Origin of the sequence: Pseudomonas congelans, from assembly GCF_900103225.1 — a bacterium.
Taxonomy (GTDB): Bacteria; Pseudomonadota; Gammaproteobacteria; order Pseudomonadales; family Pseudomonadaceae; genus Aquipseudomonas; species Aquipseudomonas congelans.
The window spans coordinates 484,041-506,102 of sequence record NZ_FNJH01000003.1 but is presented as its reverse complement, the minus strand read 5'-3'; the positions used below and the strand labels follow the sequence as shown (position 1 = coordinate 506,102).

The following is a 22,062-nucleotide window of genomic DNA, read 5'->3' as shown; positions in this document are numbered from 1 at the left end:
CCGATACGATGTTTAGGGGGCGGGTGACGGAGAATTGACGGCGTTCGCGCGTACCGGCGGCTTTGCTGGCACCGGTGCAGTTTGTGTGCCAGCACGCCTCAATGCAGCATCCGGCTGCACATTGGCCGATCCGGCGCTGGTCAGACTGCGGCGAACATCCAGATTGCGCGAGATAACCAGCACGACACGGCGGTTCTTGGCGCGTCCGGCAGTGCTGGTATTGGGAGCGATCGGCTGAAACTCACCGTAACCCACCGAAGCGAGTCGCGCCGGATTGACACCGTCCATGGCCAGCATGCGCACAATGCTGGCAGAACGCGCCGAAGACAGCTCCCAGTTGGTCGGAAACTGTGCAGTGCTGATCGGCTGGTCATCGGTAAAGCCCTCGACATGGATCGGGTTGTCGAAGCGTTTGACGATCCCGGCGACCTTTTCGATGATGGTGAAGGCCTTGTCACTGGGCATCGCATCGCCGCTGCCGAAAAGCATGCTGGAGTTGAGTTCGATCTCGATCCACAGTTCGTTGCCGCGCACAGTCATCTGGTCAGACTTGATCAGGTCACCGAACGCGTCACGCACGTCCTGGGCAATGGTCTGCAACGGGTCATCGGAAGCCTGACCTATGCCGGCGTCAGTCTGCTCGCTTTCCTTGACCAGCGGCTCGGCGGGCTTGATCGAGACCGGGCGCTGCTCACCGATGGGAATCGGCTTCATGGTGCGCTCGGTGTCGTTGAACACGCCGACCAGTGCCTGGGACAGGATCTTGTACTTGCCTTCGTTGACCGAGGAAATCGAGTACATCACCACGAAAAACGCGAACAGCAAAGTAATGAAGTCGGCATACGACACCAGCCAGCGTTCGTGATTTTCGTGTTCTTCGACCTGACGACGGCGAGCCATACGCTGTTACTCCATGAAGCCTTGCAGCTTGAGCTCGATGGAGCGCGGGTTTTCACCCTCGGCGATGGACAAAAGACCTTCAAGCAACATCTCGCGATAGCGCGCCTGACGGTGGGCAATGGCCTTGAGCTTGTTCGCCACGGGCAGGAGGATCAGGTTGGCCATGGCCACGCCATAGATCGTGGCGACAAAGGCCACCGCGATACCACTGCCCAGTTGACTGGGGTCAGCCAGGTTGCCCATGACATGAATCAGGCCCATGACGGCGCCGATGATACCCACGGTCGGCGCGTAGCCGCCCATGCTTTCGAATACTTTCGCAGCCTGGATATCGCGGGTTTCCTGAGTGATGAAATCGACTTCAAGAATGCTGCGAATCGCTGCCGGCTCGGCACCGTCGACCAACAGCTGCAAGCCCTTGCGGGCATAACCGTCGGGTTCGGAATCGGCTACGGTTTCCAGACCCAGCAAGCCTTCTTTGCGGGCGGTCATGCTCCAGCCGATGACCCGGTCGACACCGCCGGGCAGATCGATACGTGGCGGAAAAATGATCCAGTGGATGATCTTCATGGCGCGCATGAACGCGTTCATCGGCGACTGCAACAGCGAAGCGCCGAGTGTACCGCCCACCACGATCAGCGCCGCCGGACCATTGAGCAAGGCACCGAGGTGTCCGCCTTCGAGGAAATTGCCACCAATGATCGCGACAAACGCCAGAATCAGACCGATAAGGCTCAGTACATCCATCAGAGACAGGCCTCTACCAGGTGCCGACCGATGTCGTCGAGACTGTAGATCGCATCCGCGAGTTCAGCCTTGACGATGGCCATCGGCATGCCATAAATCACGCAGCTCGCTTCATCCTGCGCCCACACGGTACTGCCGGCCTGCTTGAGCAGCCGTGCGCCCTCGCGGCCGTCGGCCCCCATACCGGTCAAGACCACCGAAAGCACTTTGTCGCCATAGGACTTGGCGGCAGAGCCGAAGGTGATGTCGACGCAGGGCTTGTAATTGAGACGCTCGTCGCCCGGCAGAATCTTCACCGTACCGCGTCCGTCAACCATCATCTGCTTGCCACCCGGTGCCAGCAGCGCGAGGCCGGGACGCAGCACGTCGCCGTCTTCGGCTTCCTTGACGCTGATCTTGCACAGTTTGTCGAGACGCTCGGCAAATGCCTTGGTAAACGCCGCAGGCATGTGCTGAATCAGCACCAGAGGTGCCGGGAAATTGGCTGGCAGTTGGGTCAGTACGCGTTGCAGCGCGACCGGGCCGCCTGTCGAGGTGCCAATGGCCACCAGCTTGTAGGCCTTGCGCTTGGCTGTGCCGGAAGTTGTCGGGTGCGCCGCATGATGGGCCGGAGCTGCCGCAGCCGCAGCAGGGGTCGCAGTGCGTGACGGCGCCGCCCTGGCAGGTGCAGGGGCTGGCGCCGATGCGCGGCTGGACAACGTCGACGCAGCCGGTGCCGCCGGAGCCGCGCTGGCTGAACCGAACCCGCTGGAACGACGGTTGCTGCGTGAAATACTGTTGATTTTCTCGCACAGCAGTTGCTTGACCTTCTGCGGGTTGCGCGAGATATCTTCGAAATTCTTGGGCAGGAAATCCACCGCACCGGCGTCAAGAGCATCCAGCGTCACACGCGCACCTTCATGCGTCAGCGACGAGAACATCAATACCGGGGTGGGGATACGCTGCATGATATGGCGAACTGCCGTAATGCCATCCATCATCGGCATTTCGTAGTCCATGGTGATGACATCCGGCTTGAGCGCCAGCGCCTGCTCAATCGCTTCCTTGCCGTTGGTGGCGGTGCCGACAACTACAATGTTGGGGTCCGAAGAAAGAATTTCCGTAACGCGGCGGCGGAAAAAACCGGAATCATCCACCACCAGGACCTTGACTGCCATAAACACTCCAATAGGTGCCGCAGGCAGCCAGGCTGCCCGCAACCCCGGGTTCAGATACGCCGTGCGGCGTAACGCTTGAGCATGCTGGGTACATCGAGAATCAAGGCGATGCGACCGTCACCGGTGATGGTGGCGCCCGACATGCCCGGCGTACCTTGCAGCATCTTGCCCAGCGGTTTGATGACCACTTCTTCCTGACCGACCAGTTGATCGACGACAAAGCCGATGCGCTGGGTGCCGACCGTGAGAATCACCACGTGCCCTTCGCGCTGCTCCTCGTGAGCCGCCGAACTGACCAGCCAGCGCTTGAGGTAGAACAGCGGCAAGGCCTTGTCACGTACGATCACCACTTCCTGGCCGTCAACCACGTTGGTAGTCGACAGGTTCAGGTGGAAGATTTCGTTGACGTTGACCAGCGGGAAAGCGAAGGCCTGGTTGCCCAGCATCACCATCAGGGTCGGCATGATCGCCAGGGTCAACGGCACCTTGATGACGATCTTCGAACCCTGGCCCTTGGTCGAGTAGATGTTGATCGAGCCGTTGAGCTGGGAGATCTTGGTCTTGACCACGTCCATGCCCACACCGCGACCCGACACATCGGAAATCTCGGTCTTGGTCGAGAAGCCCGGCGCGAAGATCAGGTTATAGCAATCGGTGTCACTCAACCGATCGGCTGCATCCTTGTCCATGACGCCGCGTTTCACAGCAATGGAGCGCAGTACATTAGGGTCCATGCCCTTGCCGTCATCGGAAATCGACAGCAGGATATGGTCGCCTTCCTGCTCTGCCGAGAGGATCACCCGACCGCCGCGGGACTTGCCCGTGGCTTCGCGCTCTTCCGGCGTTTCGATACCGTGGTCGACCGCGTTACGCACCAAGTGGACCAGCGGATCGGCAAGCGCCTCTACAAGGTTCTTGTCGAGATCGGTTTCTTCACCGACCAGCTCCAGGTTGATCTCTTTCTTGAGCTGGCGAGCCAGGTCACGAACCAGACGCGGGAAGCGACCGAAGACTTTCTTGATCGGCTGCATGCGGGTTTTCATCACCGCAGTCTGCAGATCGGCAGTCACCACATCCAGGTTGGAAACGGCCTTGGACATGGCTTCATCGCCGCTGTTGAGACCCAACCGCACCAGGCGGTTACGTACCAGCACCAGCTCGCCGACCATGTTCATGATCTCGTCCAGTCGGGCGGTATCGACACGAACCGTGGTTTCGGCTTCTGTCGCCACCGGCTTTTCACCGCTGGGTACAGGAGCGCGCGCCGGGGCTGGAGCCGCAGCGGGTTTGGCCGGTTCGGCTTTCGCAGCAGGCGCCGGAGCAGGCTTGGCAACAGGAGGTGCCGGTGCAGCCGCTGCGGCCGCCGGAGCAGGCGCCTTGGCAACAATCGCCTCAGGCTCGAACTTGCCCTTGCCGTGCAACTCGTCGAGCAGGCTTTCGAATTCGTGATCGGTGATTTCGTCCGATGCAGCAGCAGCACTGGTCGCCTTGGCAGCAACAGCTACGGGGGCAGCAGCGACAGGCGCAGCTACTGCGGCATCAAACGAGCCTTTGCCGTGCAGTTGATCGAGCAACGCTTCGAATTCGTCGTCGGTGATCTCGTCACCGGCAGGCGCTGCACTGCCCTGCGCTACAGGTGCAGGGGCCGGAGCAGTTGCAGCGTCGGCCGCAAACTTGCCCTTGCCATGCAACTGATCAAGCAGGGATTCAAATTCCTGGTCGGTGATTTCATCACCGGCCGGCGCGGCCGCTGGTGCCGACGCTGGTGCTGGCGCGGCAGACACCGGACTTGAGCCGTGCAGCGAGTCGAGCAGTTGCTCGAACTCATCATCGGTAATCTCGTCGCCGGCCGCTGGCACTGCAACCGCAGTAGCCTGGACTTCAACCACCGGCTCGGGCTCTGGCTCGGGCTCTGGCTCGGGAGCCGCGACCTCGTCGGCGGATTGTGGCTCGGCCAGACGCGCCAGCGCGGCCAGCAGTTCTGGCGTCGCCGGAGTCACGTCAGTCCGTTCACGTACTTGACCGAACATGCTGTTGACGGTGTCCAATGCTTCAAGGACCACGTCCATCAGTTCGGAATCAACGCGACGCTCACCCTTGCGCAGGATGTCGAACACGTTTTCGGCGATGTGGCAGCACTCCACCAGCTCATGGAGCTGGAGGAAGCCGGCGCCCCCTTTTACAGTGTGAAAACCGCGAAAAATTGCATTGAGCAGATCAGCATCATCCGGTCGGCTTTCCAGCTCGACCAATTGCTCTGACAACTGCTCCAGAATTTCGCCGGCCTCTACCAGAAAATCCTGAAGGATTTCTTCATCGGCGCCGAAGCTCATGGGGTGCTCCCTAAAATTAACCGTCAACAGACCTTAGAAGCCGAGGCTCGATAGCAGATCGTCTACATCATCCTGTCCGGATACGACGTCTTCACGTTTATCGGCATGAATCTGCGGACCTTCACCCTGAGCGAGATGTTTTTTAGGATCTTTTTCAGCGAGGATGGATTCTTCGTCATGTTCGATGCCTGCGAAGCGATCGACATGGCTGGCCATGAGCACCAGTTTGAGCAGATTGCTCTCGACCTCGGTGACCAGTTGTGTCACGCGCTTGATGACCTGACCGGTAAGGTCCTGGTAATCCTGGGCGAGCAGAATGTCGTTGAGATGTGCGGAAACCTGATGGGTCTCCTTTTCGGTACGCGTCAAAAAACCATCGACCCGCTTGGCCAGCTCGCGGAACTCTTCGGCACCGATTTCGCGGCGCATGAAACGTCCCCAGTCGTCGCTCAACGCCTTGGCGTCGGAACTCAGGCCGTTCATGACCGGCGTGCTTTCCTCCACCAGGTCCATGGTGCGGTTGGCCGCATTCTCGGTCAGCCTCACCACATACGACAGACGTTCGGTAGCATCCGTGATCTGCGACACCTCCTCGGCCTGAGGCATGTGCGGATCAATGTGAAAGTTCACGATTGCACTGTGCAGCTCACGAGTCAGCTTGCCCACTTCCTGATAAAGGCCGCGGTCGCGTGTCTGGTTGAGTTCGTGGATCAGTTGCACAGCGTCGCCGAAACGACCTTTTTCAAGGCTGGTGACAAGTTCCTGCGCGTGTCTCTTTAAGGTCGACTCAAAGTCGGCCATCGAATCATTGTTATCCATAGCGCCCTCGCGGCTTGCATCAGCTATTGACGCGTTCAAAGATCTTGTCGATCTTGTCTTTCAGGGCTTGGGCGGTGAATGGCTTGACTACATAACCGTTCACCCCGGCCTGGGCAGCTTCAATGATCTGCTCACGCTTGGCTTCGGCAGTGACCATCAGCACGGGAAGGCTCTTGAGGCGTTCGTCCTTGCGGACTTCGCGCAGCAGATCGATACCGGACATGCCAGGCATGTTCCAATCCGTCACCAGAAAGTCAAAGGCACCGCTCTGCAGCATCGGCAATGCGGTCAGACCATCATCCGCTTCCGATGTGTTGGTAAACCCCAGATCACGCAAAAGGTTCTTGATGATCCGCCGCATCGTTGAGAAGTCATCAACGATGAGGATTTTCATGTTCTTGTCCAATTCGACCTCCAAGCAGTCTTTAACGCGTTCAGCACCTGAACACGCTGTTCACTCAATACTGGCACAGCACACCCCCGGCTGTACGAAACGACGACGGGCTTGGCACAACAACAGGCAAGGACCTGAGAAACAAGCCCATCAAGGCAATGCCTGACAGGCTTCCGACGGGTCCATCCTGTTACCACGTAACGCTCTGCACAGCCGGCTTGCAGTCAACGCGCGGCCATAGACCGCACCTTGCCTGTCAACGCGCTCGCCACTCCCCCAAACGCCCTCGCAAACGAGCTGCGCACTGGCTGTGTAACTGACTGACCCGAGATTCGCTGACCCCAAGAACCTCTCCGATTTCCTTGAGGTTCAGCTCTTCGTCGTAGTACAGCGCCAACACCAGACGCTCGCGCTCTGGCAGATTGGCAATTGCATCGGCCAACGCAGCCTGGAAGCGCTCGTCTTCCAGGTCGCGCGACGGCTCAAGCGAACCGCTTGCGCCATCCTCGTGCAGCCCTTCATGATCGCCGTCCTGCAGCAGGTCGTCGAAACTGAAGAGGCGGCTGCCCAAGGTGTCATTCAAAATCCCGTAGTAATCATCGAGACTCAACTGGAGTTCGGCCGCAACCTCGTGATCTTTAGCGTCACGGCCGGTTTTAGCTTCAATTGCCCGAATTGCGTCACTGACCATGCGCGTATTACGGTGTACCGAGCGTGGCGCCCAGTCACCCTTGCGCACTTCATCGAGCATCGCACCACGGATGCGAATACCGGCATAGGTCTCGAAACTCGCACCCTTGGTGGAATCATACTTGGTGGAGACTTCAAGCAGGCCGATCATACCGGCCTGGATCAGATCCTCGACCTGTACGCTGGCCGGCAGGCGCGCCAGCAGATGATAAGCGATACGCTTGACCAAAGGCGCATAGCGCTCGATCAACTCGTATTGCGAATTACGGGACGCCTTGCTGTACATCTGGTAGCCGCTCGCAGTCATTGCACAGGCCCTGCACTGGTCTGGTGAACGAGTCGCTCAACGAAGAACTCGAGATGACCCCGCGGGTTGGCTGGCAACGGCCAGGTATCAACCTTCTGGGCAATGGCCTTGAAGGCCAGTGCACATTTGGAACGCGGGAATGCTTCGTAAACGGCGCGCTGTTTCTGTACCGCCTTGCGTACGCATTCGTCGTACGGCACGGCACCTACATACTGCAGCGCAACATCGAGAAAACGATCCGTCACTTTGGTCAGTTTGGCGAACAGGTTGCGCCCTTCCTGCGGGCTCTGTGCCATGTTGGCCAGCACCCGGAAGCGGTTCATGCCGTAGTCGCGATTGAGCAGTTTGATCAGGGCGTAGGCATCGGTGATCGACGTGGGCTCGTCGCACACTACCAGCAGCACTTCCTGAGCGGCGCGCACGAAGCTGACCACCGACTCGCCGATACCGGCGGCCGTATCGATCACCAGCACATCGAGGTTGTCGCCAATCTCGCTGAACGCCTGGATCAGGCCGGCATGCTGGGCGGGCGAAAGATGCACCATGCTCTGGGTGCCGGAAGCAGCGGGGACGATTCGAACCCCGCCCGGCCCCTGCAGTAGCACGTCGCGCAACTCACAACGCCCCTCGATGACATCGGCAAGTGTGCGTTTGGGCGTCAGCCCAAGCAGCACGTCGACATTGGCCAGACCCAGATCGGCGTCCAGCAGCATGACGCGACGGCCAAGCTCGGCGAGGGCCAGTGAAAGGTTCACTGACACGTTAGTCTTACCGACGCCACCTTTGCCACCGGTCACAGCGATAACCTGTACGGGATGCATGCTGCCCATGTTATTTCTTTACCTTGTCTTGCGTAGACCGAAACCACATCGAGGGCTGCACATGCGCAAATGAACACTGCATGGCAGACCGTTGACGCAGGGACATTCCAATAATATCCATCACTTAACCCACTCTCTTGCCAGGGGTGTGATAGAGGTCAGCAAACATATCAGCCATTACTTCTTCGCTAGGCTCGTCCTGCATCTGCACACTCACAGCGCGGCTTACCAACTGATGACGACGCGGAGTATGCAGGTCATCAGGAATGCGTGGTCCGTCCGTGAGGTAGGCCACAGGTAGTTCGTGACTGATCGCCAGGCTCAGGACTTCACCGAGGCTGGCAGTTTCATCAAGCTTGGTCAGAATGCATCCGGCCAGGCCACAACGTTTGTAACTGTGATACGCGGCCGTCAGCACCTGCTTCTGGCTGGTGGTTGCCAGTACCAGATAGTTGCGCGACTTGATGCCGCGACCGGCGAGGCTTTCCAGCTGCATGCGCAGCGCAGGATCACTGGCCTGCAGCCCGGCGGTATCAATCAGCACCACGCGCTTGCGCAGCAGCGGTTCCAGCGCCTGAACCAGAGACTGGCCGGGATCGACATGGGTGACCGGCACGTTGAGGATGCGCCCAAGGGTCTTGAGCTGCTCCTGCGCGCCGATACGGAAACTGTCCATGCTGACCAGTGCGATATTCTGCGGACCGTACTTCAACACGTAACGTGCTGCCAGTTTGGCCAGGGTGGTGGTCTTGCCCATGCCGGCAGGACCGACCATCGCAATCACACCGCCCTCTTCCAGCGGCTCGACTTCCGGTACGGCGATCATGCGTGCCAAGTGCGCCAGCAGCATGCGCCAGGCCTGACGAGGCTCGTCAATCTCCGGAATCATCGACAACAAGTCGCGTGACAGCGGGCCGGACAGGCCGACACGCTGCAGACGACGCCACAGGTTGGCCTGCTGCGGACGAGTGCCCTGCAACTGGTTCCACGCCAGCGAGCCGAGCTGGACTTCCAGCAGCTCACGCAGGCCATTCAATTCGGAGCGCATCGAGTCATAGGCGCGCTGGCCAACGGCAGGCTCGGCGGCCTGCGGCGGTGCGTAAGCAAATGGACGCGGCGGCTCTTCGAGTGTCGGTTCGATGTGCGTATCGGCAGGGTTGACCGGCTTGCCGGAAAACAGCTGCAGGTTGATCGATGCGTCGCTGTCGCTGCGATTGTTCAATTCGGCCTGGGCGGAGACGATGCGCGACTGGGTCTTGCGCAGCTCGTCTTCCAGTTCCATGTTCGGCACACGCGGTGCCAGGGCGGACAGCTTGTAATCCAGAGCAGCAGTCAGCTCTACGCCACCAGCAATGCGCCGGTTACCGATGATGGCCGCTTCCGCGCCCAGCTCATCACGAACCAGCTTCATGGCTTGACGCATATCGGCGGCGAAAAATCGCTTAACTTGCATGACTCACTACCTCAGCCGTTCGGCCCGACAGTCGCTACGATGGTTACTTGCTTGTTGTCCGGAATTTCCTGATACGCCAGAACATGCATGTTCGGTACAGCCAATCGTCCAAATCGTGACAGCATGGCCCGGACAGGCCCTGCTACCAGAAGAATTACCGGCATCCCTTGCATCTCCTGACGCTGGGCGGCCTCAATCAACGAACGCTGGAGCTTCTCAGCCATGCTTGGCTCAAGAAGAACGCCTTCTTCCTGACCCTGACCAGCCTTCTGCAAACTATTGAGCAATATCTGTTCCAACCTTGGCTCCAGAGTGATAACAGGCAGCTCCGGCTCAACGCCTACAATGCTTTGGACGATTGCGCGGCTCAGACCCACTCGCACTGCGGCCACCAAAGCGGCGGTATCTTGACTCTTCCCGACGTTGTTGGCGATAGCCTCTGCAATGCTGCGAATATCCCGCACAGGTACGTGCTCAGCCAGCAGCGCCTGCAGCACGTTGAGCAGAGAGGACAGCGACAGCACGCCAGGTACCAGCTCTTCAGCCAGCTTGGGCGAGCTTTTGGCCAGCAATTGCATCAATTGCTGGACTTCCTCATGACCAATCAGCTCATGCGAATGCTTGTAGAGAATCTGGTTCAAGTGGGTTGCCACTACGGTACTGGCATCGACCACGGTGTAACCCAGCGACTGCGCCTGACTGCGCTGGCTGATTTCGATCCATACGGCTTCCAGACCAAACGCCGGGTCTCTGGCGGTGATGCCATTCAGGGTACCGAACACCTGACCGGGGTTGATCGCCAGTTCGCGATCCGGGTAGATCTCGGCCTCGGCCAGAATCACGCCCATCAGCGTCAGACGGTAGGCGCTGGGTGCCAGATCGAGGTTGTCGCGAATGTGCACAGTGGGCATCAGGAAGCCGAGTTCTTGCGAGAGCTTCTTGCGCACACCCTTGATACGCGCCAGCAACTGCCCTCCCTGATTGCGATCCACCAGCGGAATCAGGCGATAACCCACTTCCAGGCCGATGATATCGATGGGCGTCACGTCATCCCAACCCAACTCCTTGGAGTCCTGAGCGCGGGTCGGCGAAGGCAGCAGGTCCTGTTGACGCTGCACTTCGGCCAGCGCCTGGACTTTCACCTGGTTTTCTTTCTTCCAGAGCATATAAGCGCCGCCTGCAGCCACCAGGCCGAGGCTGATGAAGGAGAAGTGCGGCATGCCCGGCACCAGTCCCATCACGATCATGATCGCGGCCGAAACCGCCAGCGCCTTGGGCGAAGCGAACATTTGACGATTGATCAGTTTGCCCATCTCTTCCGAACCGGAAGCACGGGTCACCATGATCGCTGCGGCGGTGGACAACAGCAGTGATGGCAATTGCGCCACCAAACCGTCACCAATGGTCAGCAGGGTGTAAACGCGGCCTGCGTCGGCGAAAGTCATGTTGTGTTGCAGGATACCGACCAGCATGCCGCCAATCAGGTTGATGAACAGAATCAGCAGACCGGCAATCGCATCGCCGCGCACGAATTTACTGGCACCGTCCATGGAACCGTAGAACTCGGCTTCCTGGGCGACTTCGGCACGGCGGCGCTTGGCTTCCGGCTGATCGATGAGGCCGGCGTTGAGGTCGGCGTCGATTGCCATCTGTTTGCCGGGCATTGCGTCGAGGGTGAAGCGCGCGCTCACCTCGGAAATACGGCCGGCACCCTTGGTGATTACCACGAAGTTGATGATCATCAGAATCGCGAACACCACGATACCGACAACGTAGTTACCACCGATCACCACTTCACCGAAGGCCTGAATCACCTTGCCTGCAGCGGCGTGGCCGTCCTGACCGTGAAGCATGACCACCCGCGTGGAAGCGACGTTCAGCGCCAGACGCAGCAACGTGGCTACCAGCAGAATGGTCGGAAATACCGAGAAGTCCAGCGGCCGCAGGGCGTACACGCACACCAGCAGCACGACGATGGACAGTGCGATGTTGAACGTGAAGAACACGTCCAGCAGGAACGGCGGCATAGGCAACATCATCATTGCCATCATGACCAGCAACAACAACGGAACGCCCAACTGACCACGGCCGAGGCCGGTGATATTGCTGCGTGCGCTACTGAGTAATTGAGAGCGATCCACTGATTCGTTACCTGCGCACTAGATCAAAACATTGACGCCGATGGCGACCTGTAACGACCCTGTTGCAAAAAGCTGTCCAACTTTTACAAAGCCAGTGGCGGCAAGGCTTTAGAGACGGAGGTAACGTAAAACCGGTGTGCTGAGCACAGTCAGAAATCTGCTCGTTTACCTGAGCAAAAGCGGACGCGGAGCGTCCGGAACGGCGCGCCCACGCGGAGCATGGGCACGATAGGTGTCTTCAGGAACATCTGGTTCCTCACGCTCCAGCGTGGGCATGCCGTAGGTGATGCTCTGCGTCACAAATCTGCGCCGCACCACACATCCAGGAGCGGGCTACGCATCGCGCTGCAGGTCGGGAGGGATCTTGATGTCGCCCAGAGGGTCGGGGCGCTTGCCCTGACCGGCGCGGAACTGGCGGATCTGGTAGACGTAGGCCAGCACCTGGGCAACTGCCAGATACAGGCCGGCGGGGATTTCCTGATCAAGCTCGGTACTGTAGTAGATAGAGCGCGCCAGTGCTGCGGACTCCAGAATCAGGATTTCGTTATGCGCGCCGATTTCGCGAATTTTCAGCGCGACCAGATCAGTGCCCTTGGCCAGCAGCATCGGCGCCCCGCCTTGCTCGGGATCGTATTTGAGGGCAACGGCGAAGTGGGTCGGGTTGGTGATGATCACGTCGGCCTCGGGAACCGAGGCCATCATGCGCCGCTGGGACATTTCACGCTGCAACTGGCGAATGCGCTGCTTGATCTCCGGGCTGCCCTCGCTGTTCTTGTGCTCGTCGCGCACTTCCTGCTTGGTCATCAGCAGCTTCTTGTGCGCTTCATACAACACGAACGGCACATCCGCCGCCGCGATGAATATCAGGCCACACGCCATCCAGAAGCTGCTCCAGCCCACCACCATCAGGCTGTGGATCATGGCCTGTTCGAGCGGCTCGTGAGCAATCGCGACCAGGTCCTTGCGCTCATTGTTCAGAACCACCAGCGCCACTGCCAGAATGATCAGGAATTTTCCGAAGGACTTGAGCAACTCAACCAGCGCATGCGGCGAGAACATGCGTTTGAGCCCTGCTGCCGGGTTCATGCGGCTGAACTTGGGCATCAACGATTTGGTTGCGAACAGCCAGCCACCGAGCATGATCGGCCCCACCAGTGCGGCAACCAGCATGGCGATCAGGAACGGCAGGACCACTATCAGCGCGTGCATACCGGAACTGAGCAGCGCCTTACCCATGTAGGACTGATCCATCAGGGTTTCACGGGATATCGTGAAATTGTCACGCATCAGCTCGGACATCATCAGGGCGATATCAGAGCCAAACATCAGTAACCCGCCCGCCCCCATCAGCATCACCACCAACGTAGTCAGCTCCTTGGAGCGCGCGATCTGGCCGTCAGCCCGTGCGTCCTTGACCTTTTTTTCCGTGGGGTCTTCTGTCTTGTCCTGGCCATTCTCGTTTTCTGCCATTCAACGAGCCCTCACCATGTCGCGCAACGCCTGCAATCCCTGCGTAGCGATCGGTTGATACTGATTGAGAATGTCGCCCATGGTCATCCATAGAATGACCATGCCCAACACCAGCGTAAGCGGGAAGCCGATGGAGAAGATGTTGAGTTGCGGTGCGGCGCGAGTCATGACGCCAAAGGCGATGTTGATGATCAGCAGCGCGGTGATCGCAGGCAATACCAGTCGCAGACCGGAGCTCAGCACCCAGCCCAGCCCGTTGGCCAGCTCCCAGAAATTGTTCACCAGCAAACCACTGCCAACCGGCATCGTGGTAAAGCTCTCGACGAGAATTTCCAGCACCACCAGATGACCATTCATGGCCAGAAACAACAGGGTGACCAGCATCGTGAAGAACTGACCGATGGTGGCGGAGGAAACGCCGTTGGTAGGGTCGACCATCGACGCAAAGCCCATCCCCATCTGCGTCGAGATAATCTGCCCCGCGACGACAAAGATATGGAAAAACAGCTGCAGCGAAAGGCCCATCCCGGCGCCGATGATGATCTGCTCACCGATCAGCAACAGCGCGCTCAGGTCGAGCGCCTGCACGGGCGGCATGGCGGGAAGCGCAGGCGCGACCACCACCGTGATCGCCACGGCGAGGTACATGCGCACGCGACGCGGGACCAGCGTGGTGCCGATGATCGGCATGGTCATCAGCAACGCGATGATGCGAAACAGCGGCAGCATGAAGCTGGCTACCCAGGTACTGATCTGGGTATCGGTCAGCGCAAGCATCGGCTGCATGCGGCGCTAGCCGATCAGGGTCGGAATACTGGTGTACAACGACAGCATGTATTCCATGAATATTTTCAACAGCCACGGGCCGATGGCGATAAGGGTGATGAGCATCACCAGCAGCCGCGGCAGGAAGCTCAGGGTCTGTTCGTTGATCTGTGTGGCCGCCTGAAACATCGCCACCAGCAGACCGCACAACAGGCTCGGCACTACAAGAATCGCGACCAGCACAGTGGTCAGCCACAGGGCCTCGCGGAACAGATCGACGGCTACTTCCGGCGTCATCGGGCAGACTCCTCAGTAAAACGGCTCATACACCACCAAAACTGCCAGCCAGGGTGCCGACAATCAGCGCCCAGCCGTCCACCAGCACAAACAGCATGATCTTGAACGGCAGAGAAATGATCAGCGGCGACAGCATCATCATACCCATCGCCATCAGCACACTGGCCACCACCAGATCGATAATCAGAAACGGAATGAAGATCATGAAGCCGATCTGAAACGCCGTCTTGAGCTCCGAGATCACGAACGCCGGAACCAGAATGGTCAACGGTGCGGCATCCGGGGTCGGGATATCAGTGCGCTTGGACAGACGCATGAACAGCTCAAGATCGCTGGTGCGAGTCTGCGCCAGCATGAAGTCCTTGATCGGCACCTGCGCCTTGGCCACCGCATCCTGCGCCGAAAGCTTCTCGGCCAGGTAAGGCTGCAGAGCATCCTGGTTCACCCGGTCGAATACCGGCGCCATGATGAACATGGTCAGAAACAGCGCCATGCCGGTAAGAATCTGGTTCGACGGCGTCTGCTGCAGGCCGAGGGCCTGACGCAGAATCGAAAAGACGATGATGATGCGCGTGAAGCTGGTCATCAACATGACGAACGCCGGAATGAAGCTCAGCGCGGTCATGATCAGCAGAATCTGCAGGCTGACCGAATACTCCTGCTGGCCATCGGTACCGTTGGACAGCGTGATCGCCGGAATCGACAGCGGATCGGCCGCCAGCGCAGCAGGCGTCACCATGACCAGCAACAGCAGTATCAGGAAACGCAAGGCGCCCATTACTTCTTGTCCTTATCCTTGCCCATCAGCTCCATCAGGCGCTGAGCGAATTCAGGGGTAGCCTGCTCGCGCACCGGCACCTGTACGGGCTCCTTGAGCACATGCAGAGGCGTGATTCGCCCGGGCGTAATGCCCAGCAGCACCTGTTCATTACCGATCTGTACCAGCACCAGCCGATCACGCGGCCCCAGCGCACGCGAACTCACCAGCTCGATCACCTGATTGCTGTTCGGCCCGACGCGCTGCACCCGGCGCATCAGCCAGGCGAGCACGAAAATCAGGCCAATCACCAGGATCAGACCGAACAATAGCTGCACCACCTGCCCGCCCATACCGCCTGAGACCGTGTTGGCCACTTGCGCAGGCGCCGCCTGGGCGGCGGGTTCGGCGGCCCAGGCCAGCGATGGCAAAGTCAGCAGAACACTCAGCCAGCGCCTCACTTAGCGCAGCTTCTTGATGCGTTCGCTCGGGCTGATCACGTCGGTCAGACGGATCCCGAACTTTTCGTTGACCACTACCACTTCGCCATGCGCGATCAACGTGCCGTTGACCAGCACATCCAGCGGTTCGCCCGCCAGACGATCCAGCTCGATCACCGAGCCCTGGTTGAGCTGCAACAGGTTGCGAATGTTGATATCGGTGCTGCCCACTTCCATGGAGATCGATACCGGAATGTCGAGAATCACATCCAGGTTGGGACCATCCAGAGAAACCGGCCCGCTGCTTTTCGGCACGCTGCCAAACTCTTCCATGGCCATCCGGCTACCCGAGTTCCCGGCGTCCGCAGCCAGCAACGCATCAATATCAGCCTGACTGTCGCCAGCTTCGCCCAATGCAGCAGCCCATTCATCGGCCAATGCCTGGTCTTCAGCAGACGTCATATCGTTTTCATCAGCCATCGGTTGTCCTCTGCACGCAGTATTTCAGTTACGCAACAATTTCCGACGCAGACCAGAAAGGTCAGCGTCGCGCTATGGGTTCGATTACTTGCAGGGCCATCTTGCCCTTGTGCGAGCCAAGCTTGACCTTGAACGAAGGTACGCCATTGGCACGCAAGACCAGCGAGTCGCTCAGCTCCACCGGGATCACATCACCAGGACGCATGTGCAGGATGTCCCGCAACGGCAACTGGCGCTGGGCGATGGTCGTGGTGAGCGGCACGTTGACATCCAGCACGTCTTCCTTGAGCGCGTTGACCCAGCGCTCGTCCTGATCGTCCAGATCGGACTGGAAACCGGCATCAAGCATTTCGCGAATCGGCTCGATCATCGAGTACGGCATGGTCACGTGCAGATCGCCGCCACCGCCATCGAGCTCGATGTGGAAGGTGGAAATCACGACAGCCTCGCTCGGCCCGACGATGTTGGCCATGGCCGGGTTCACTTCCGAGTTGATGTACTCGAAATTGACTTCCATGATCGCCTGCCAGGCCTCCTTGAGGTCGACAAACGCCTGATCCAGCACCATGCGCACGACACGCAGTTCGGTCGGCGTGAACTCACGGCCTTCGATCTTGGCGTGACGACCGTCACCGCCGAAAAAGTTATCCACCAGCTTGAACACCAGCTTGGCGTCGAGGATGAACAGCGCGGTGCCACGCAGCGGCTTGATCTTGGCCAGATTCAGGCTGGTCGGCACGTACAGGGAATGCACGTACTCACCGAACTTCATGACCTGAACACCGCCCACCGCCACGTCCGCAGAACGGCGCAGCAGATTGAACATGCTGATACGCGTGTAGCGGGCGAATCGCTCGTTGATCATTTCCAGCGTCGGCATACGTCCGCGGACGATCCGGTCCTGGCTGGTCAGGTCATAACTTTTGACACTGCCAGGTTCGCTGTTGTTGTCAGTCTGGACCATCCCATCGTCGACGCCATGCAGCAGCGCATCGATCTCATCCTGGGAGAGCAGGTCTTGCACGGCCATGTGAGAGTCCTACTGCAATACGAAGTTAGTGAAGAGCAGCTGTTCGATCACAGTCTTGCCAAGTTCTTTCTGTGCGACTTCCTGAATGCTGGCAGTCGCTTTCTGACGCAGCATTTCCTGGCCGATCGGCGAAGCCAGCGATTCGAAAGGAATGGCTGCAAACAGCATGACCAGATTGTTGCGGATCAATGGCATGTGTACCTTCAGTGCTTCCATGTCGGCTGCGTTACGCCCCAGCATGGTGATACTCACCTGCATGTAGCGTTGGCGACCATTGGCGTTGAAGTTGACCACGAAGGCCGGGGTCATCGGTTCGAACACCGCCACTGGCTTGACGTTCGCTGCCGCAGCGGCCGCCGCTGGATCTACCTTGCTTTCACTCTTGTGCATGAGGAACCAGGTCGCGCCCACCGACAAGCCTACCGCCAGCAGCAACGCCACGACGGCGATGATAATGAGCTTGAGTTTGCCTTTACCTTTGCCTGTGGTCGCGGGGTCTTTAACTTCTTCGCTCTGCGCCATGCCAATAATCCGTCACTATTCAAGAGGTTCTTCAATACGTGACAGAGGCAGAGCAAGTGTTATGCCAGATTTGTACGAGACGGGGATGTATTGGACACAACTGGTTACGCGCCTGGGCGCAGAGGCATGGTGATTCTTGTACAGGCGTTGAAGACGCGGTCCGGTAGCTGATGACTATCGTTCCTCACGCTCCGCGTGGGAATGCAGTTCGTGACGCTCCGCGTCACACAGCGGTTCTGTGATGTCAGGTGGGTTGGGGTTCGGCTCAGGTCACCTTTTCGCCCCTCGGCGAGTCACTTTGATGGGGCCAAAGTGACCAAAGCCCCTGGCTCTGTTTCCGGCCCGACTCAGTCAGCTTCCTTCGCCCCGTCACTTACGTCGCACTCTGCGTCATCTGCGCCACCGCGGTCGAAAAGCACTGCGTTAGCAGCGACTGCGTGTAAGGCATAACATTGTTTCGCATCGACGATTTGTGACGCGGAGCACCAGGAACTCCATGCCTGCGCGGAGCGTTGGCACGAGAATCGGATCAGGACAGGCGTGCCTCACGCGTAATAATCGATCTCACTGCTGCCGATCACACGTGCCGCTGGCTGGCTGACCGGAATGGTCGCATCGACGCCTGCGATTTCATCGGAGGAATCGCTGGAGCTCATGCCACCGCCACGACCGCTGCGCTGGGCGCGACTGGCCTGCTCCTGAGCCTGTTGCTGGGCCTGCTGTTGCGACTGATCGGAGACATTGACGTCAACGTTGCCAAGCCCCTGCTGCACGAACGATTCACGCAACTTCGACATCTGGCTTTCCAGTGCGTCGCGCACGCCCATATGTGCGCTCATGAATGTCACCTGGGTCTGCTGCTCAGGCGCCATGTTGATACGGATATCCAGACGACCGAGTTCGGCAGGTTCCAGCTTGATATCGGCGGTCTTGAGATTCTGGCTCGACAGGTACATGACGCGGTCGACGATGCCTTCGGTCCAGCCACTTTGATGCATGGCCAATGGCTGGTTCATCAAGGGCGCGGCAGGTGCAGCCGCTGCGCGTGCAGGTTGCGCGGCCTGACTGAGCGCAGCGAGGCGATCGGCAAAGTTGTCGACGCGAGTGTCACCAGCGGCACCTTTGACATCCTTCAGCCCTTCACCGATCAAACCGCTGAATGACTTGTCGCTGCTTTCAGTGCTGCTGCCTTCGGACGGAAGCTGCTCGCTCAAGACCGACAGGTTATTGACGATATTCTGAGTGGGGTCAGCTTCGGCATTGCTCGGCGTCGCCTTGTTGGCAGCCTGGGCATTCTGCGCAGCCAGTTGAGTCTTGGCAGTGGCGTTTTCCAGCGCCAACTGCACGGCATCCAGACCGTCAAGCGGATCGGCGTCGGGATTGAACGCTTCTTCGGCCACGACTGACGGTGCGGCCTGGGTGGTAGTGACCGCCGAGACCGCTGGCGCAGTGATGACTTGCACACTTGGCGCCTTGGCTACAGGCGCCCCGGGAGCCTGTGCGACCATTGCCTGCAATGCCGGATCAAGGACCGGATCGACGACCGCCTGACCCTCAGTCAGCGCCGGATCGGCAGAGGCCTGTGCATCATCCTGCTTCGCATCAGAGTGGGCCGCGTCATCCGCAGCAGCCGACTTGGCTGGCAAATCATTGCCGCTATCGGCAACGCTCGACTTGTCGGCGGCATTTGCCTGATCGCTTGCAGACTTGTCCTTGCCGGCGGCAACCTTGTCCTTGTCAGGCGCGGCCTTGTCGCGAGCTGACTTCACTGGTGCGTCATCACGCGCAGGGGCGGTGTCTTTAGCCTGCTTTGCATAGACGTTGGAAAAGCTGGAGGCCCCGTCGTTGCTACTGTCAGCAGACTTGACCGCATTGTTGGCCACACCGGACCTGGCGGTCACAGTAGTTGTGGCCTGAAGAAGCGCATTGGTAGCAAGGGGCATTTCGGTCTCCGCATGAGCTGCTGGTTATCGCCTTACTTAAATAGCTAGCAATATGCGGGCCAATCTTTTAATGAGTTCCCACAGCGGGAATAGAGGGGGTGGTTCTCAAGACTCAGCTGACGAACAGCTGCAGCTCGGACTTGAACAGCCCGCGAATCGTCATGTATTCGCTGTCGATGGTGCCAATCAGTTCTGCAAGACCTGCGAACTGCTGCCGCCGGGCCTGCTCTTCAAGCTGACGACACAGCTCTGAAAGCTGCAAGGCGCCCATGTTGCTGCTGCTGCCCTTGAAACTGTGAGCGGTAAGGCTCAACTCCTGAAAATCAGGATGGCAGGCCCCGACAGCCAGACGCAGCTGCGCGATACGCTGCTCGGAATCCTTGAGAAAAACATCCAGCAAGGTCGGATATTCGTCCTCCATGACCTCCTGCAAGGCATTCAATACGCTGTAATCCAGATGAATCGACACTTGTTCACTCCTTGATCAAGACTCCAGGCGGGGATTATGCCACTCCCTCCCAGGAAAATTCCACGCAGGCGGTCCTGCCGTCCCTAGACCACCTGGCCTTGCGGCTCAATTCACAGACCAGATTCAGTCCGCGCCCATACAGTTCGTTACTGGCAGGCGTCTGCATCCGGGCCTTTTCCACATCAAACCCCTGGCCGCTGTCCTCGACGCCGAGGGTCAGCCGACCGCCCTCCGCGACCGTTTCAACCTGCAGGGTCACCCGGATGAAGCCAGAATGCAGGCTGTCGAGACGCTCTGCCCGCTGCTGATAATAAAGCCCGAAACCTGCGGCATCGTGCTTGAGTGTCGAATCCAACCCTAATACACCATGCTCCAGCGCATTGCTGTACAGCTCGCCGAGCACCATATGCAGCGCAGCGCCCTGATTACGGAGACCATGAACCTCCAGCAGCAATTGCAGTACATAAGGCAGCGGGTTGAAACGTTTGAGGGTCGAGGCACGAAACTCGAAGCTGGCCGACCAGTCCAGCGGGCTGGATGCGCCGCTGTCCGAATACATCATGGCAGGCAGGCTCTCCAGCGGCGCCTCGACAGCGCTGACTTCCAGCAGGCTGACATCGTCACGCGCCTTGCCGCCAAATTCGTTGAGTGCCTCGAGGATCTCTTCGATCAGTAACTGCGGCTCGCGATTGGCAGACAGAACCTGTCGCAGACGCTGCGCACCGAACAGCTCGTCCTGGCTGTTGCTGGTGTCGAGCACGCCGTCGGACAACAGAAATATGCGATCACCCGGTGCCAACGGATACACGTCGGTGCGCGCATCGAAGGCATCGACGCTCAACACGCCCAACGGTAGATGATTCGAGGTCAGCGGCACATGCTCGCCCTGCGCGCCGCGCAACAGGTAGCCGTCCGGCAAGCCACCACTCCAGACCTCGACCTGCCGCTGCGGCAGATTGATACACAGCAGCGTGGCACAGCAAAACATGTCGACCGGAAGGATGCGCTTGAGCTTGGCGTTCATTTCACGGAGGATTTCAACCAGGCCATAGCCCTTGGCTGTCATGCCGTAGAACACTTCTGCAAGTGGCATCGCGCCGACGGCAGCCGGCAAGCCATGTCCGGTGAAATCCCCGAGCAGCACCTGCATGTGCCCGGCGGGTGTGTAAGCGGCCAGCATCAGGTCGCCGTTGAACAGCGCGTAGGGCGACTGCAGGTAGCGGATATTGCTGGCCCCCAGGCAACCCGCATGGGCGATCTGATCGAACACCGCCTTGGCGACGCGCTGCTCATTGAGCAGGTACTCATGGTGCCTGGCGATCTGGTCACGCTGCTGGCGGACGGTTTCGTGCAATACCCGCAGACGGTTCATGGCATTGATCTTGGCGGCCAATACCAGCGGGTTGTAAGGCTTGGACATGAAATCGTCGCCACCGGCGTCCAGGCAGCGTGCAAGCGCTTCGCCTTCGGTGAGCGAGGTCAGGAAGATGATCGGCACCAGCGATTCGCCGGTCATCGCCTTGATCCTTCGCGCCGCCTCGAAGCCATCCATGACCGGCATCATGGCGTCCATCAGAATCAACTGCGGGCTTTCAGCCGTGAAAATGGCCACCGCTTCCACACCATTGCCCGCGCAGAGGACCCGGTGCCCCTGGCGCGCGACGATAGTTGAAAGCAGCAGCCGGTCGCTGGCGCTGTCATCAGCGATGAGAATGCACAGTTTTTTCGGGGCTGGCTGCACTGGGTATGCTCAATTCGAACAGCTTCGAGAAATTGGAAATGGCCAGAATCTTCAGCACATCAGGCGTGCAGTTGACCAGGCGCACCAGTGCCTTGTCACCTCCGGCGTGATCGCGCAGCAGCAACAGCATCCCCAGCGCAGAACTGTCCAGGTAATGAGTACCGCGCAGGTCGACCACGTAGCTCAGTGATTGCGGGTAGTCCTCATAGGCAGTGCGAAATGCCTGGTGGGAGTTGAAATCGAAGCGCCCTTCGATATAAAGGGTCAGTGTCTGGCCATCGGCAGAACGTTCGGAAGTGACAGTCATGGGAACCTCGAGGTGTTTCATCACCGAGACATTGATAGCGTAGACCAGCCAGAGAGATCACTGCGGGTCTGATTGAGTC

General features: G+C 59.1%; 22 protein-coding genes. All 22 read right to left on the bottom strand.

What is annotated here, in order from left to right; genetic code table 11:
* Positions 1-12: 12 nt before the first annotated feature.
* On the bottom strand, positions 13-900 hold the full coding sequence (gene motD / locus BLR20_RS13650; protein WP_032611895.1) for a flagellar motor protein MotD: 888 nt from the start codon (positions 898-900) through the stop codon (positions 13-15).
* A 6-nt stretch (positions 901-906) separates the two neighbouring features.
* Positions 907-1,647: a flagellar motor protein gene (locus BLR20_RS13645; protein WP_010427674.1), complete on the bottom strand. Its 741-nt coding sequence runs from the start codon at positions 1,645-1,647 to the stop codon at positions 907-909.
* Positions 1,647-2,804, bottom strand: coding sequence for a protein-glutamate methylesterase/protein-glutamine glutaminase (locus BLR20_RS13640; RefSeq protein ID WP_010427672.1), 1,158 nt, complete (start codon positions 2,802-2,804; stop codon positions 1,647-1,649). Before BLR20_RS13640 ends, BLR20_RS13645 begins: the two co-directional genes overlap by 1 nt.
* A 50-nt stretch (positions 2,805-2,854) precedes the next feature.
* On the bottom strand, positions 2,855-5,137 hold the full coding sequence (locus BLR20_RS13635) for a chemotaxis protein CheA (RefSeq protein WP_054994012.1): 2,283 nt from the start codon (positions 5,135-5,137) through the stop codon (positions 2,855-2,857).
* Between the two features lie 33 nt (positions 5,138-5,170).
* The gene (locus tag BLR20_RS13630) at positions 5,171-5,956 is read right to left on the bottom strand and encodes a protein phosphatase CheZ (protein ID WP_010427669.1); all 786 of its coding nucleotides are present in this window, start codon (positions 5,954-5,956) and stop codon (positions 5,171-5,173) included.
* 19 nt (positions 5,957-5,975) lie between these two features.
* On the bottom strand, positions 5,976-6,350 hold the full coding sequence (locus tag BLR20_RS13625) for a chemotaxis response regulator CheY (RefSeq protein ID WP_161420660.1): 375 nt from the start codon (positions 6,348-6,350) through the stop codon (positions 5,976-5,978).
* Between the two features lie 256 nt (positions 6,351-6,606).
* A complete protein-coding gene (gene fliA, locus BLR20_RS13620) occupies positions 6,607-7,347 on the bottom strand; it encodes an RNA polymerase sigma factor FliA (protein ID WP_002554271.1) in 741 nt (246 codons plus the stop codon).
* A complete protein-coding gene (gene fleN / locus BLR20_RS13615) occupies positions 7,344-8,177 on the bottom strand; it encodes a flagellar synthesis regulator FleN (RefSeq protein WP_003412391.1) in 834 nt (277 codons plus the stop codon). The genes fliA and fleN overlap by 4 nt, the downstream gene beginning before the upstream one ends.
* Positions 8,178-8,292: 115 nt before the next feature.
* Positions 8,293-9,621 (bottom strand): flagellar biosynthesis GTPase FlhF, encoded by a 1,329-nt coding sequence (gene flhF / locus BLR20_RS13610; RefSeq protein WP_054994011.1) that lies wholly within the window; start codon positions 9,619-9,621, stop codon positions 8,293-8,295.
* An 11-nt stretch (positions 9,622-9,632) separates the two neighbouring features.
* Complete coding sequence (flhA, locus tag BLR20_RS13605) at positions 9,633-11,762, bottom strand: flagellar biosynthesis protein FlhA (protein WP_054994010.1); 2,130 nt, start codon at positions 11,760-11,762, stop codon at positions 9,633-9,635.
* Positions 11,763-12,095: 333 nt separating this feature from the next.
* Positions 12,096-13,232: a flagellar biosynthesis protein FlhB gene (gene flhB, locus BLR20_RS13600; RefSeq protein ID WP_010427657.1), complete on the bottom strand. Its 1,137-nt coding sequence runs from the start codon at positions 13,230-13,232 to the stop codon at positions 12,096-12,098.
* Positions 13,233-14,018 (bottom strand): flagellar biosynthetic protein FliR, encoded by a 786-nt coding sequence (gene fliR, locus BLR20_RS13595; RefSeq protein ID WP_032611901.1) that lies wholly within the window; start codon positions 14,016-14,018, stop codon positions 13,233-13,235. It abuts the gene before it with no gap.
* A gap of 6 nt (positions 14,019-14,024) precedes the next feature.
* Entirely contained in the window at positions 14,025-14,294 is a 270-nt protein-coding gene (locus BLR20_RS13590) for a flagellar biosynthetic protein FliQ (protein WP_010427652.1), read from the bottom strand.
* A gap of 25 nt (positions 14,295-14,319) precedes the next feature.
* Entirely contained in the window at positions 14,320-15,072 is a 753-nt protein-coding gene (gene fliP / locus BLR20_RS13585) for a flagellar type III secretion system pore protein FliP (RefSeq protein WP_010427651.1), read from the bottom strand.
* The gene (gene fliO / locus BLR20_RS13580) at positions 15,072-15,512 is read right to left on the bottom strand and encodes a flagellar biosynthetic protein FliO (protein WP_003343990.1); all 441 of its coding nucleotides are present in this window, start codon (positions 15,510-15,512) and stop codon (positions 15,072-15,074) included. Before fliO ends, fliP begins: the two co-directional genes overlap by 1 nt.
* A complete protein-coding gene (gene fliN, locus BLR20_RS13575; RefSeq protein WP_010427647.1) occupies positions 15,513-15,971 on the bottom strand; it encodes a flagellar motor switch protein FliN in 459 nt (152 codons plus the stop codon). It abuts the gene before it with no gap.
* A 61-nt stretch (positions 15,972-16,032) separates the two neighbouring features.
* Positions 16,033-17,001, bottom strand: coding sequence for a flagellar motor switch protein FliM (gene fliM / locus BLR20_RS13570; protein ID WP_010427645.1), 969 nt, complete (start codon positions 16,999-17,001; stop codon positions 16,033-16,035).
* 9 nt (positions 17,002-17,010) lie between these two features.
* Positions 17,011-17,523, bottom strand: coding sequence for a flagellar basal body-associated protein FliL (gene fliL / locus BLR20_RS13565; protein ID WP_003343996.1), 513 nt, complete (start codon positions 17,521-17,523; stop codon positions 17,011-17,013).
* A gap of 545 nt (positions 17,524-18,068) precedes the next feature.
* Positions 18,069-19,466 (bottom strand): flagellar hook-length control protein FliK, encoded by a 1,398-nt coding sequence (locus BLR20_RS13555; protein WP_054994009.1) that lies wholly within the window; start codon positions 19,464-19,466, stop codon positions 18,069-18,071.
* 112 nt (positions 19,467-19,578) lie between these two features.
* On the bottom strand, positions 19,579-19,935 hold the full coding sequence (locus tag BLR20_RS13550) for an Hpt domain-containing protein (protein ID WP_032611905.1): 357 nt from the start codon (positions 19,933-19,935) through the stop codon (positions 19,579-19,581).
* 34 nt (positions 19,936-19,969) lie between these two features.
* Complete coding sequence (locus BLR20_RS13545) at positions 19,970-21,676, bottom strand: fused response regulator/phosphatase (RefSeq protein WP_054994008.1); 1,707 nt, start codon at positions 21,674-21,676, stop codon at positions 19,970-19,972.
* Positions 21,636-21,983, bottom strand: coding sequence for an STAS domain-containing protein (locus tag BLR20_RS13540; protein WP_010427997.1), 348 nt, complete (start codon positions 21,981-21,983; stop codon positions 21,636-21,638). Before BLR20_RS13540 ends, BLR20_RS13545 begins: the two co-directional genes overlap by 41 nt.
* Positions 21,984-22,062: the final 79 nt, after the last annotated feature.